12 protein-coding genes are annotated in these 13,607 nt (G+C 67.1%); 6 read left to right on the forward strand and 6 right to left on the reverse strand.

Going from position 1 to position 13,607, the window contains the following annotated elements:
- Window positions 1-6: 6 nt before the first annotated feature.
- Window positions 7-663, reverse strand: a complete 657-nt coding sequence (locus DAT37_RS00260) for a response regulator (RefSeq protein WP_109522696.1) — start codon at window positions 661-663, stop codon at window positions 7-9.
- Window positions 664-1,133: 470 nt separating this feature from the next.
- On the opposite strand from DAT37_RS00260, the gene DAT37_RS44745 reads away from it, so the two are divergent.
- Together DAT37_RS44745 and DAT37_RS00270 are read left to right on the forward strand one after the other, a co-directional pair.
- The gene (locus DAT37_RS44745) at window positions 1,134-1,571 is read left to right on the forward strand and encodes a hypothetical protein (protein ID WP_198654018.1); all 438 of its coding nucleotides are present in this window, start codon (window positions 1,134-1,136) and stop codon (window positions 1,569-1,571) included.
- Between the two features lie 139 nt (window positions 1,572-1,710).
- Window positions 1,711-2,553: a class I SAM-dependent methyltransferase gene (locus DAT37_RS00270; protein ID WP_109522620.1), complete on the forward strand. Its 843-nt coding sequence runs from the start codon at window positions 1,711-1,713 to the stop codon at window positions 2,551-2,553.
- A 266-nt stretch (window positions 2,554-2,819) separates the two neighbouring features.
- Here the strand turns inward: DAT37_RS00270 and DAT37_RS00275 are convergent, their stop codons facing one another.
- From DAT37_RS00275 to DAT37_RS00290, 3 genes are all read right to left on the reverse strand, one after another.
- Complete coding sequence (locus DAT37_RS00275) at window positions 2,820-3,674, reverse strand: polysaccharide deacetylase family protein (RefSeq protein WP_109522621.1); 855 nt, start codon at window positions 3,672-3,674, stop codon at window positions 2,820-2,822.
- A gap of 250 nt (window positions 3,675-3,924) precedes the next feature.
- On the reverse strand, window positions 3,925-4,380 hold the full coding sequence (locus tag DAT37_RS00285; protein WP_332873256.1) for a nitroreductase/quinone reductase family protein: 456 nt from the start codon (window positions 4,378-4,380) through the stop codon (window positions 3,925-3,927).
- 72 nt (window positions 4,381-4,452) lie between these two features.
- Window positions 4,453-7,743, reverse strand: a complete 3,291-nt coding sequence (locus DAT37_RS00290) for a BTAD domain-containing putative transcriptional regulator (RefSeq protein ID WP_109522623.1) — start codon at window positions 7,741-7,743, stop codon at window positions 4,453-4,455.
- A gap of 103 nt (window positions 7,744-7,846) precedes the next feature.
- Here DAT37_RS00290 and DAT37_RS00295 point away from each other — a divergent pair, with 103 nt between their 5' ends.
- Window positions 7,847-8,524 carry a hemerythrin domain-containing protein gene (locus DAT37_RS00295; protein ID WP_232839405.1) on the forward strand — a complete coding sequence of 226 codons (678 nt, stop codon included), beginning with the start codon at window positions 7,847-7,849 and terminating at the stop codon, window positions 8,522-8,524.
- 990 nt (window positions 8,525-9,514) lie between these two features.
- On the forward strand, window positions 9,515-10,027 hold the full coding sequence (locus DAT37_RS00300) for a nitroreductase/quinone reductase family protein (RefSeq protein WP_109522624.1): 513 nt from the start codon (window positions 9,515-9,517) through the stop codon (window positions 10,025-10,027).
- Window positions 10,028-10,337: 310 nt separating this feature from the next.
- Here DAT37_RS00300 and DAT37_RS00305 read toward each other — a convergent pair whose 3' ends face one another.
- Window positions 10,338-11,138, reverse strand: coding sequence for a hypothetical protein (locus tag DAT37_RS00305; RefSeq protein WP_109522625.1), 801 nt, complete (start codon window positions 11,136-11,138; stop codon window positions 10,338-10,340).
- Window positions 11,139-11,382: 244 nt separating this feature from the next.
- Between DAT37_RS00305 and DAT37_RS00310 the strand changes: the two genes are divergently transcribed.
- A complete protein-coding gene (locus DAT37_RS00310) occupies window positions 11,383-11,745 on the forward strand; it encodes a PadR family transcriptional regulator (protein WP_109522626.1) in 363 nt (120 codons plus the stop codon).
- The gene (locus tag DAT37_RS00315; RefSeq protein ID WP_109522700.1) at window positions 11,745-13,091 is read left to right on the forward strand and encodes a permease prefix domain 1-containing protein; all 1,347 of its coding nucleotides are present in this window, start codon (window positions 11,745-11,747) and stop codon (window positions 13,089-13,091) included. Before DAT37_RS00310 ends, DAT37_RS00315 begins: the two co-directional genes overlap by 1 nt.
- Before the next feature lie 19 nt (window positions 13,092-13,110).
- On the opposite strand, the gene DAT37_RS00320 is transcribed toward DAT37_RS00315, so the two are convergent.
- Window positions 13,111-13,578, reverse strand: coding sequence for a MarR family winged helix-turn-helix transcriptional regulator (locus tag DAT37_RS00320; RefSeq protein WP_232839406.1), 468 nt, complete (start codon window positions 13,576-13,578; stop codon window positions 13,111-13,113).
- Window positions 13,579-13,607: the final 29 nt, after the last annotated feature.

Here is a 13,607-nt window from a genome sequence, read left to right on the forward strand (position 1 = left end):
TCGCCCTCAGGAGATCGCGTCCAGATACAGGATCACCGCGCGGACCCGGCGATGGTCCTCGGTCGTCTCGCTCAGATTCAGTTTGTTGAGAATGCTCCGCACGTGTTTCTCGACGGTTCCCTCGGTGATCCACAGGCGTTTGCCGATGCCGGAATTCGACAGTCCCTCGGCCATCAGCGTGAGTACGTCGCGCTCGCGGGCGCTCAGCGCTGCCAGCGGATCGTCGCGGCGCTGCGCGGCGATCAACTCGTGGACCAGCGCGGGATCGATGACCGACCCGCCGTTGGCCACGCGACCGAGCGTGTCGACGAAGTCTGCGATGTCGGTGACGCGGCTCTTGAGCAGATAGCCGATTCCGCGCCCGCCGTCGAGGAGTTCGAGCGCGTGATCGACTTCGACATGCGCCGACAGGAGCAGCATGGCCACCGACGGGAACTCCGCGCGAATCCGCTTGGCCGCCTCGAGACCTTCGGCGGTGTGGGTCGGCGGCATCCGGATATCGATGATCGCGAGTCGCGGCTGGGCCTCGCGCACCAACGCCAGGAGTTCGTCGCCGTCGCCCGCCTGTCCGACGACATCGAGGCCCGACCGGGTCAGCAGGCTCGACACACCTTCACGGAGCAACACGTCGTCATCTGCCACCACTACCGACAGTCCCGCCACCACCGCGTCCTTCCGCTACCGTTCGACCTCGATCCTAGTGCGGCGTTGCCGCGGTGTTGCCGGTGGTGGCGGGAAGCGTCGACCTCGACCTTCCCGAAGTTTCTACGCGTCGGCGTGCCGGAACGGGGTCGTGCGCGGAGCAGGCCGACCCGGCTGATGAGCCTGTTCGGGAGAGCGGGAACCGCCGATACAGCACCTCGAACTCCGCGCGGGATCTCCCGGATTCGCATCAGCGGTTACCGGATCGATTTCCCTGATCGTGACGGCATCGAGTTCTGTACGGCCGAGCTGGCGCGGTCGTGGGCCGCGGCGCGTTCGATACCTGCCATCCGACCTCGTGGTCTCCGGTGACCGCAATGATCAGGAATCGAGAAGCGCTGGTCGTCAGGTCGTCGCTAGCGTCATGACACCGAGGTTCATCCGGTATCCCACCGCGCACGGGCCGCACGAAACACACCGAGGAGATCTCGATGACCTGGAGCAAGCCGACCCGGCAGATCCACCGCTGGATCGCTGTCGCCTTCGTGGCGAGTATCGCCGTCACCGTCGTCGCGTTGGCGGCAGGAGGGCCGCAGTGGTTCACCTACCTGCCGCTGGCCCCGCTGGCGTTGCTTCTGTTCTCCGGGATCGCTCTGCTTGGGATCACCTATTCGACCGTGCGCCGCCGAAACGCCGAGGGCGCCGAAGGCCAACCCGTTTCGTTACTCCCACAGGTGCACCGCTGGTCGGGGATCATTTTCATTCTCACGATCCTGGCCACCTTCATTGCCCTGGCGCCCGCCGACCCCATCGTCTGGGTCTCCTACCTGCCCCTGATGCCCCTGGCCGTGCTCCTGATCACCGGCGTGTCCATGTTCGTGCAGCTGTACCGCGCGAGGCGACACGGCCTCGCACCTCAGCACGATTGATCCGGGCGGAGCACACCGCGGCCGCGAGAGCGAGATGACCCTGATCTCCGCCGCCGGGAACCGTCCGGGACAGCGGCTCGTGGGGCCGGGGTACCGAAGGCTGATGCGGTCACCCCGGCCGGGTGAGTAGGGTGGCGGCATGCAGGTCGGACAACCGAGCCTCACCGCGATGGCCGTGGCGCGGGCGCGAGCACAGCATCAGACCGCCGACGATCCGCAGGTGTTCACCGATCCGCTGGCCGAGCGGCTCGTCGGGGAAGCCCTCATGGGCGAGAGCCGGTTCGATATCGATCTCGATGCCGAGATGATTCGCCGTCGGCGGTTGTTGATCGCCGCGCGCAGCCGGTTCGCCGACGATGTGGCGAGTGCCGCCATCGGTCGCGGCGTCGCCCAGGTCGTGATCCTCGGCGCGGGCCTGGACACCACCGCCTACCGTAGGAACGGCGAGAACGCGCGCTTCTTCGAGGTCGACCATCCCGACACCCAGGTGTGGAAGCGGCACCGGTTGACCGAGGCAGGCATCGATATCCCCCCGTCGCTGACTTTCGCGCCCGTTGATTTCGAACAGTCCACGCTCGCCTCGGGCTTGGCCGAGGCGGGTTTCGACCACACCCGGCCCGCCGTCTACCTGTGGCTCGGGGTCGTGATGTACCTGACCGAGCCGTCGATCGACGAAACCTTGCGCTATATCGCCGCCCAGGGCGGCGGCGCGGAGGTCGTCTTCGACTACATCTATCCGGTCGACACCGCTGACGCAGCGGGCATCGAGCAGCTGCGTGCCCGCGCGGAGCGGGTCGCCTCGGTCGGCGAACCCTGGATCAGCTTCTTCACCGTCGAGCAGATCACCGCCAAACTGACGTCCTTCGGCTTCACGCGTGTCGAGGACCGCACCACTGTGTCGACGCTGGCCTCCTACGGCGCCTCGATCCCCGAACTCGCCCCGGGCACCGTGACGCACATGATGCACGCCACCACGGTGTGAGGCTGTCCGCGCGCCGGAGAAGTCCGCAGATCCGCGCGGTGGATGTCTTCGGTCGATCCGCGAGCTCACTCGTTGGGGGCCGGTTGTCGATTCGTAGCGCCCTCGACAGGCAGGTGCGGCAGGGATTCCCAGGTGTTCACCGACTCGGCGGCGTCGAGCGCTACGACTCGCACATCGCGTAGTTGCGGTGCTGCACGGGGGAGGGGGCGCGCATCACCGTCGGTGCGGTTTCGCTCGGCGACACGCGTCGGGTCGGTTGTTCGCTGTCAGAGGTGGATGAAGGTGAAGCCCAGGGCGCGCAGGGCCGGAAGCGCGTCGATCATGCCGGCCGCGGTGCCCGATCGGGGTCTGTGCAGGTGTGCGAGCGAAATCGTTCCGGGGGTGGCGGTTCTCATGGCCGAGGCGACTTGTGTGGCCGTCGCCGTGGCGCCGTGGTCTGCGTTGAGGGTGAATCCGATCGGTGTTTCGCCGAGGTCTTCGATGATGGCGACGGCGATCTCGTCGTAGTGCGCGGTGCCCGCGCGGAAGAACCGGGGTGGGGTGCCGGTCAGTTCGGTCAGCCTGAGGTGGTTGGTCCAGACCTCCTCGGCGGCTTCCTGTGTCGATGTGGTGCCCGCGATACCGTAGGCGGCGCGTCCGGTCACCGACAGTGGTTTGTGTGCGGATCCGTGATTGGCCAGCTCGAAGAGCGGATTTGCGCCCAACTGCATGGTCCGCGCCGGATCGGCGTCGATCCATCGTCGGTTCAGGAACAAGGTCGCCGGAATCTGTTGCGCGACGAGAAAATCCACCAGGGCCTGATCGATCTCGTTGTTGCCCGGTCCGCCGCACGCGTCGAAGGTCAGCGCGATCTGATCGGCGGTCGGCGTGAAGGAACTGGTGATGCCGGGCAGCGCGACACCCCACTGCCGTGGTTGGGTGCCTGCGTGGCGGGCGGCGACAGCGGCAGGTAGAGGCACCTGCGCCGACGCGGTGATGGGTACTGTCGTTGCTGTCGTGACGGGAGTGGCTGTACTGGTCAGGGTGATCGAATCACCGTGTGCGGTACCGCATCCGGCCGTGAGCGCGGCGGATGCGGCGATCCCGAACAGCCGCCGTCGCGACAGTTCTCTGTCAATCATCCGCACTCCCGCGTGATCGGCCTCGATCGAGGTTATGGGATCTGAACCGCGCAGCGGGAAACCATGATGAACGACCGGGTGACGTCGTGTTTGCCATTTGATTGCAGATAGCCCGGGTGGTTCTGCCGGTGAATATCGGCGACTGTCTGTGACGGTGCAGCCGTGATCAGGTGCCGGGGTGCGTCGAGGTGATCACCTACCGAATCGACCATCCGGGTGCAACTGCTCGCCCGCTGTATCGCGATGCTGTTCATTCTCGTGGGCTGAGAACAACCAGGGGGATCTGGCGCGCGGTTCGCTTCTGGTAGGTCTCGTATCCCGGATAGGCAGCGAGAACCTGCGGCCACCGCTGTTCGCGCTCCTGAGGGGTGAGGACACGGGCGGTCATGGGTTGTTCGGCACCGTGCTGGAAAGATACCTCGACCTCGGGATCGGCACACAGGTTGTGGAACCAGTCCGGCGAGATGTCGTCGCCGCCCCGCGAGGCGACGATCAGGTAGCTGCCGTTCTCCACGACGGGAACGGTGAGGATCACGATGCGCGGCAACCCTGTTCGCCGTCCCCTGGTGGTGAGAGCGAGGGTGGGCATCTTCTTGAATCGAGTGCCGACGCGGCCGCCGCTGAGGTCGAGCAGTTTGCGGTGGGTGGTGGTCACGGTCTTCAGGTACAGATCGGTGGCTGTGCGCAAGCGGCGGGTACGGGGCACGGGTACTCCTGGGGCGGCGGGAATCGTCGAGAGCGATGGTCCGGATCCGACTTGCGAGCGGCCAGTGAGACGCTAGTGCTCGAGGCGTTCGACCGCGGCCGCGGTCCAGGTCGGGTTGCCACAGCGTTCGGCGACGCGGAGCGCGGCGCGGTAGTGGACGGCGGCGAGCGCGGCGTCGCCTCGCCGAGCCGCCAGGTCACCGAGGACGGTATCGACCGGACCGGCCGTATAGGAACCGGTGTCGGCGCCACCGAGCCGGTCGTGGAAGGGATACAGATCACGGTAGAGCGCGGTGGCCTCGTCGGGCGTGCCCAACGCCGCGACCCCCATGCCGCGCAGTGTGAGGAAGAACGATCGGAACAGGTCGTCGCGGATCGGCTGCGCCCGGCGCCGTACCCGCGCCGCTTCGGTCCGGTCCTCTACCGCGAGCAGGGCCAGCACCAGGAAGTCCACCGAGTCGGCGGCGCTCGCCGCGGAGGCGGCGCTGTCGGCGTAAGCCCTGATCATCTCCACGAGTTCACCGACACGGCCCTGGTGCAGCCGCACCACGAACAGCGCCATGCCCAGGATTCCTCCCGCATTGAGAATGCCCGCGCGCGTGAGCAGTTCGTTCGCTTCCAGATAGTGCTGTTCGGCTGTGTCGGGGTCGCCGGTCGCGAGGGCGACCAGCCCGCGCGTCATCGTGTTCGCCACCTGCGCCTGCCGCCACTGATAGCGATCGGCCAGCATCGCGGCTTCCCGGAGATGCTCGCGCACGGCGGTCATGTCGGCCTCGGACGCGGCGGCCTGGATGGCGACCGTGTGGCCGAGGAGGAGATAGTCGCCGCGGCCGGTGCGCCGCCCGACTTCGATCAGCTCTGCCCCGAGCGGGCCGCGGTCCGGCGAATCGTAGAGCGAAGCCGTAGCTTGCAGCGCGGGAGCGAGCAGGGCGTCGTCACCGAGTTCACGGGCCAGGGCTTCCGCTTCGGCGGCGGCCACGGCCGCGCGTTCGCTCGCCTCGCCACCGAGTTCGTCGACGAGGGTGACCAGCAGTCGGCAGCGATCGTCGAGAGCGAGGCCGAGCCAACTCAGTCCGTCCTCGATCCAACCGACGACTCGGTGCTCGACCACGCCGTACAACCGATTCATCCACGGAGTCGGTGTGTCCCAGGCGGTGAGCACCCGTACTACCAGATTGGTCCGGCGTGCCTCCTCGGCCAGTTCCGCGGCCCGATGTCGAGCGGTTCGAGCAGCGAGTCCCGCGCCGGCGGCGAGATGGCTTCGACTCGCCCGGCTCAGTATCGTGACCCGTTCCTCGATGGTGTCGACGACGGTATGGCGCTCGAGCGCCGCGACCGCGCGTTCGTACCCGGCCGCGGCGACGTCGTGGGCGTAGCGCCGCTCGGCCTGTTCGGCCGCCGCCACGGCGTAGTCGGCGGCCCGTCGTGCTGTCTGCGGATTCACCGACTCGCCGTAGTGGTGGGCCAAGGCAGCGACATCGCCGGGATCGAGTTCCTCGATCCCGGCGGCAACCCGTCGATGCCATCGGTCGCGGCGGACCCTGGACAGGTCGGCGAGCAGTGTGTCCCGCACCAGAACGTGTGTGAAACGCGCTCGGCCGCTGACAGGTTCGTCGAGGAACCCCGCCAGCACTCCGGCTTCGACCGCGTCCAGCACGTCGTCCTCTGACACCTCGGCGGCATGCACCAGCAGCGCGACGTCGAACTCCCTGCCGATCACCGCGGCCAGGCGCAGCACCGCGACGCCGGTCTCGGGAAGCCGGGAAAACCTGCGGCGCAGCACGTCCCGCACGCCCTCTGGAATGTCCGACGTGGCGACCAGCTCACCCTCGCTCCGCAGGAGCCGGGCGACCTCGGTGAGGTAGAACGGATTTCCGCCTGTGCGCTCGTGCAACGTAGCCACCACGTCATCGGCCGCAGCGTTTCCGGTCACGGCGGTGATCAGGCGACCGCTGTCCTCGATGCCCAGGCCGCTCAGCCGAACTCGGGCGCGGACGGTGGTGGCCAAGGTCGCGAGCGCGTCGGCCAACGCTGGCGGCACCTCGTCGGGGCGGTAGCAGATCACCACGAGCCCGGGTACCCGGGTCGCCACCGCGGTGAGTAGCGCCGCTGTCTCGGTGTCGGCCCGATGGAGATCATCGAGCAGAATCGTCGTAGGGGCGGCCACGGCGACGGCGGTGAGGTAGCCGCAGACCGCTCGATGCAAGAGGAAGCGGCCGTGGGCGCTGTCGACGTCGTGTCCGCCGCCACCGTCGGTGAGCAGCGGCGCCAAGGCGGGCGCGAATTCACCGGGATCGTGCTCGCGGGCCAGGGCCCGCAGGATCTCGACCCAGGCCCACGCCGACGGAGCCGTATCGTCCTCCGGACAACGTCCGACCACCACCTGTTGCCCGGACGCGCGCAAGGTGTCGCCGAAGTGTCGCAGCAGAGTCGATTTCCCGCTGCCCGCTTCGCCTACCACCGTCGCCGAGCGAGCTCCGGTTCCAGCGGCTGCTTCGTGCAGCGCGGTGAGTTCCACGGTTCGGCCGAACAAACCTGGATCCGGCGCGGACCGCGCGACACTCACCTCCGCGACAGCCGATGCTTCAGCGAGCGGAATTACCTGCTCACCCAACGGTATTCGCTGCGCGAGGATATCCGCCTCCAAGCGGGCCAGCGCCGGACCGGGATCGATGCCGAGCTCGGTCGTGAGAACATCGCGGGCCTGCCGCAGGGCGCTGAGCGCGTCGGCCTGACGGCCCGCGCGATACCGAGCCAGCGCGGTCAGCCGCCACGCCTCCTCCCGCAACGGGTGCTCCCTGCACAACATCTCGGCCTCGGCCGCGGCACGCGCCGCCTCGCCCAGTTCGAGCAGGACGGCCGCGAGTCGTTCACGCGCGCCCAGCCGCAATTGCTCCAGCCGCGCCGCTTCGGCGGTCACCCACGGCTCCTCCGTGAAGGCGGCGTAGGCGGGGCCCTGCCACAAGGCGAGCGCACGTTCCAGCGTCCGCCCCCGTTCGCGCGGATCATTCTGTTGCCCAACGGCATCCATATCCGCGTCGAAGAGCCAGGCGTCCACGTCTTCGGTAGCGAGGCGTAGCGCGTAGCCGGGTGCCCGGCTGATCAGAATGGTGGCGGGTGTGCGCGGCGCCCGCTGCGGCTCCAGCAATCGCCGCAGGTTCGACACGTAGGCCTGCAGCGCGCCGAGCGCCCGCGGCGGCGGTTCACCCCGCCACAGGTCATCGATCAGGCGATCGACCGGCACCACTTCACCGCGCGCGACCAACAGTCGCGCGAGCACGCCGCGTTGCCGCGGACCGCCGAGATCGAGTTCGCCCCGATCGTCCGCCGCGGTCAGCGCGCCGAGCACCCCGATCCGAACCATGACGCGCCAAGTCTAGAACGGCCCCCGTGCAGTGCCTCACAAGCGGGCTGCAAGTAGCGGGCCGCACAGTCGCCGTGGTCCCCGACAGCAACAGGAGCACAGCATGAGCGCCACCCGCACCGCATCCGAGCGTCCCGACACCTACGACATGATCGCCGTGCACAACGCCTTCCGCAGTCACTTCCGCGCCCTGCCGGGCCTCATCGCGGCGGTCACTCCTGGAGATCGCGTCCGTGCCCAGCGCCTGATCGCCTTTCTCGACGAACTCGGCACCGGCCTGCACCACCACCACACCGGCGAGGACGAACTCGTCTGGCCGATCCTGCTCGAACGCGCCCCCGCCGACGCCGCGCTGGTGCTGCGGATGGAGGAACAGCACACGCGGATCACCGAACTCACCGAACGCGCCCACCGCGACGGTGCCGAGTTCGCCACCACCGCGGACCCGTCGATCCGGGATCGGCTCGCAGAGACGGCGCGAGCGCTGGCCGATGCCCTCGACGAGCACATGGCCGAGGAGGAGCGGTGCCTCCTGCCCGTCGTCGAGGCCGTGATGACCGCGACCGAATGGCAAGCGCTCGGCGAACGCGGCCGCGAGCACATGCCCAAGAACCGCCAGTTGGTCTTCCTCGGTTTCATCTTGCAAGGCGTCCCCGACACCCACCGCAGGAACCTGCTGGCCGAGATGCCACTGCCCGCCCGACTGGCCTGGCGCGTGCTCGGCCGCCGCGTCTTCGCCAAGGAATACCGCGAGATCTACCACGCCGATCCCGAGTGGTAGCGACGATCGAATCGTCGCCGCGCCCCAACGAACTCGCGCAGCAGTGGCGCGGCGGGCGGCGAACCGGGTGACCGCAAGGTGGTGCGCTCTCACTGGCGGCGGTGAGGATTGGGAGGTCGGAGGTGATGATCGGCGCGGCCTCGGTGGTCTGTGGTCGACGGCAAGCGGCCGAGACCGGTGAGTACCACCCTGCCGCCGCGGGAGTGGCGGTGGTGGAATCGGGTTGCGTGGAGCTTCGCGAAACGGTGGTGATAGCGGCGGTGCCGATGTGCTCGTGTGGCACGCACAGCGGTTCACCTCCCGATGTCGGAATTCGACGGTGCCCGAGGACCGGATGATTCTGTACCTGTTATGGATTCGACCTTCAGCCCGGTGGCGCGCACGCTTGCCTGGAAATGGACGTAGGCCAGGCCCGGCCACACAATCCGGTCACCGCTGACTCGTTGCTCCGCCACTCGAACTGAGGTGTCGCTCTTCCCTCACCAGGGTTGCTGATCTATACGCCCGGGGGGCTCTGTAGAGGTAGTGAAGGGAATCCGCGTGTCTCGTGCAGTCGTGTGGGTCCCGCTCGTGCCCGCTCTCCAATTGCTCGGCGAGGACGTCGCCGCGACGGCGATGCGGCCGATCCGGGCGCAGGAGATCCGTAGCGCCCGACCGGACCCCCGACAGTTCCACGGCGAAGTCCGTCCAGGGGTGCAGGGGAACCGGGTGCATTGCCCGGTACCAATTCCTCTGCTGGCGGCCCGGAATGGCCGGTGCGTCCGCAGGCATACGTGCGAACGTCATACGCCCTTCTTGGCCGAGGCAACTGAATACGGCGGCGGTCAGCGGCGAGAGTCCCGGTCAGCGTCAAAGTGGCAAAGTTCGACGACATCATCGATCTCACCGGTTTCGGTGTGACTGACCCGGCACGGGCTGGCTTGCGAAATACCTCGAGATCTCGGCGAGGTTAGGACGTCAATTGTCCTATCTCCTCGCGATACTCGAATCATGAGCGAAACGGAATCGACTGCGGGACAGCTGGATCAGGCCGACATCACCGACTACAACGATCCGAATGCGCCGTGGAACCGGGCGTGGGACCAGGACGGCGGCATCGCCGACTGGAATGACGAGGTGATCGAGGAGTTCCGGGGGAATTCGGGCAAGGTGGGCGGCGCCTACGCGGGCGGGGATCTCATCCTGCTCACCACTATCGGGGCCAGGAGCGGCAAGCGGCACACGACTCCGTTGGGGCCCCTGTATCGCGGCGACATCATGTACGTGAGCTCGTTCGTCGAGGACAAGTACCCCGCGTGGTGGTACAACATCAAGGCGAATCCGCAGGTCACCATCGAACTCCGGGACAAGACATACCGGGCGATCGGCACGGTGCTCGAAGGCGAGGACTACCACGAGTTCGTAGCGTGGGTGCTGATCAACAACCCGCTATTGGCGGACTTCCAGTCCAAAGTCGATCGGCCGGTTCCGCTGGTCGTGTTGACCCTCGAGGGCGAGGTCTGAACGCTCCCAGGAACTCCGGCCACTGTGTGTCGACGCCGACCGCACCTTGTTGTCGGGTCCGACCGATGAATCGGACGCCGACGGCCGGTCCGTCCTTCTCCTGGCGGGGTCGGGACGGAGCGGTCGGGCGTCTCGGTCAGTGCGCACGTGGCGACCGAATCCGGCACGTGAGGGCAGGGATCACGGTCGCCACCGCAGCCTTCGTGTGCGGTCCCGCTCGTCGTGTCGATAATGTGCCGTCGGCATCGGTGGCGTCAGGTCATGTCACCTGTGACACCCGGCCGGAACCCCTCGCGGCGCGATGGCGACATCACCAACCACCTTGTTGTCGCCGGCTTTCCGGGGATTCGGTCAGCGGATCGGGCACCGACGGATAGGCCGGGGCGGGTTGCGGCACGCCGGACGGCGGGCCATAGACGGGAGCGGCCTGGCCGCTGTAGGGCTGTTGTGGATAGCCGTGCTGCTGCGGATAGTTGGGCTGCGGTGTCCCGAACTGTGGTGTCCCGAACTGCGGGTTGTACGGTGGCGCGAATCCGGGCCGGGGTCGACCGGGCCGGGGATAGCCGGGTTGCACCGACGCCGGTCGCGAGGCCAACCACGTGGACGTCGCGGGCACCAGGGCAAGAATCATCGTCGCGATCGGAAAGATCACCGATCCCAGTGCGCCTTCTCCGCCCAGAATGAGGCCGACCTCTTCGGGGCCGATGATGCGCGCTATTCCGATCACGCCGAGGATCCTCCACAGGATCGTCCCCGCGCATCCCGCGACGACCAGCGAGCGTCCCGACGCCTTGCGGTTGAACAACATGATCGCACCGACGGCGAGAATGATCGCGGTGATGAGGTGGCCGACCCCGACAACCACGGTGACGACGGAGGGGAAGGTGTAGTAGCCGCGATAGCGGAGTAGATGAAGCAGATCGATTCCCGCGAATTCCACACCACCACGGGAGACGCCGATCACGAGAAGAACCAGCCCACCGCCGAGATTGCCCAGCACACCGAGACACGCCGACATGCCCGCGATGATCGCTGTGGCACCGCTGGGCGCGGATGCCGTATTGCCACCGGGATACGGCCCGTAGGACCCCGGATACTGCTGATACGCCACTGTTCTCCCCCTCCGGCGCTGCCCGGCCCGGCGCGCGTTCGGCTCAGGATAGAGCAAATTCGGCCTTGCGCTGCGGCCAGCCCGCCTACGGAAGACCCCGGTGCAGTACTATGACCAGCCCCGAAATCGTCTCCGCACAAAGGGAATCGGTCGGAAACCCCGACCGTCGGTTTCCCCGGTTCCGGAGACCGCGGGGTCGTGTCTGCTAACGTCGATACATAGTAGATCTAGGTATCGGAGTTCGGTGCATATCGACAAAGACTTGGTAGCGGCATCGGCGACGCCGCTGGTGCTCGGAATCCTCGCTGACGGCGAGTCCTACGGGTACGCCATTCTCAAGCGGGTCAACGAGTTGTCCGGCGGGCGTATGCAATGGACCGACGGGATGCTCTATCCGCTGCTGCACCGGTTGGAGCGGCTGGGCTATGTGACGTCGAACTGGCAGTCCGCCGACAGCGGGCGGCGGCGCAAACACTACGCGATCACCGATTCGGGCCGGGCCGTGTTCGCCGAGCGCCGCACCCAGTGGGCTGTCGTGGCCGACGCGCTCGGGCAGGTCTGGCGTAGCGTGGAGCAGCCGTCGGCAGTGGCGAAGGGGTGGGTGTGATGAGTGCCGAGGCCGAGTTGGAAGCGCAGATCGGGCAGTGGCGCGGATATGTCCAGCGGCATCGCGCGATATCGGCCGCCGACGTCGAGGAGATGGAAGGTCATCTGCGCGAGCAGGTTTCGGATCTGACCGGTGTGGGACTGGCATCCGACGAGGCGTTCCTGGTCGCGGTCAAACGGATGGGCAGTGTGGACTCGATCTCGCGTGAGTTCGCGCGCGAACATTCCGATCGGCTGTGGAAACAGCTGGTACTGCTGCCGACCGAACCCGAAGGCGGGGGCGACCGTCCCAAGCGTGAGTTGATCGTCGTGCTCGCCCTGGTCGTCATCGCGGCGCTGACGTTGAAGGTCGGCCTCGCGGTACTCGATGGTGGCGCGGTAGCGCGCAATGTCAGCCTGTTCGTATTGCCTTTCCTCGCTGGATATTTCGCGTGGAAGCGGCAGGTCTCGCCGCGTGTCGCGGCTGCGTTGCTGGTGCCGTTCGCGCTCGCGGCCGTCGTACTGAACGTATTTCCCTTCGACCCGGACGGATCGACCGAGGTCATCGCCGCGATCCACGCGCCGATCGCCTTGTGGTTCGTGGTCGGTCTCGCCTACGTCGGCGGACAGTGGCGATCCGACCGGCGCCGAATGGATTTCATCCGATTCACCGGCGAATGGATCGTCTACCTCACCCTGCTCGCCTTCGGTGGCTTTGTACTGACCGGGCTGACGGTGAGCGCGTTCGACACGCTCGACATCGATATCGAATGGGTCGTCGAAGACTGGGTGGCGCCCTTCGGCGTCGCGGGTGCGGTGATTGTCGCGGCCTGGCTGGTCGAGGCCAAGCAGAACGTGGTGGAGAACATCGCCCCGGTACTCACGCGGGTGTTCACTCCGCTCACCATCGTGATGTTGCTGGCGCTGCTGGTGGCGTTCGCGACCAACCGCAGCGTGATCGACATCGACCGCAATCTGTTGATCCTGATGGACTTGATTCTCGTGGTCGTGCTCGGATTGCTGTTGTACGCGATCTCCGCGCGCGATCCGCTGGCCTCGCCCGACACCTTCGACCGGCTGCAACTGGTCCTGATCCTCAGCGCCCTCGCCGTCGATGCGGTGATGCTGGCCGCGATGCTCTCGCGTATCGCGGAGTTCGGCTTCACCGCGAACAAGACGGTGGCACTGGGCATGAACCTGGTGTTGCTGGTGAATCTGGCGTGGTCGGCGTGGCTGGGATTCGGGTTCGTCCGCGGTCGGTGCGGGTTCGCCGACGTCGAACGTTGGCAGACCCGGTACGTGCCGGTCTACGGTGCGTGGGCCGCCGCCGTGATCGTCGTGCTGCCACCGATATTCGACTTCGCGTGAAAGGCGAAACGCTGAGGCCCTAAACGGGTTTCGAGTCCGCGGCCGTCTCGGCGCGGATACCGTCGAAAGCATCGGCGCAGCGAGTCAGTAGGTCCTGAAGGGTGGCGCGCTCCTCGTCGGTGAAGGCCGCTCCCACGGCCCGCTCGACGCGGATAGCGCGCACATCCGCGTCCCGCATGACCTCCGCGCCGCGTTCGGTGAGGCGGGTCTCGAGTACATTGCGGTGCCATTCGTGCTGGCTGCGTTCGATGAGACCCCGCTCCTGCAGATTGTTCAGGATCGTGTTCATGGTCGGCGGGGTGACACCGCACAGCCGGGCCAGCGCGGCGGCCGAGATACCCGGATTCCCGGTGAGAAACAGCAGCGCCGAATACTGCGGCACGGTGACGCCCGCCGGCTTCAACGCCGCGTTCTTGGCCACCGTGAGCGCCTGTTCAGCGCGCTTGATGTAAGACCCGAGGCGCTCCGAGGGCGGCATGGACGTCATGAACGCATCGTATCCGCCCGCCCTGTCAT

The organism is Nocardia aurea (assembly GCF_003123685.1).
Taxonomy (GTDB): Bacteria; Actinomycetota; Actinomycetes; order Mycobacteriales; family Mycobacteriaceae; genus Nocardia; species Nocardia aurea.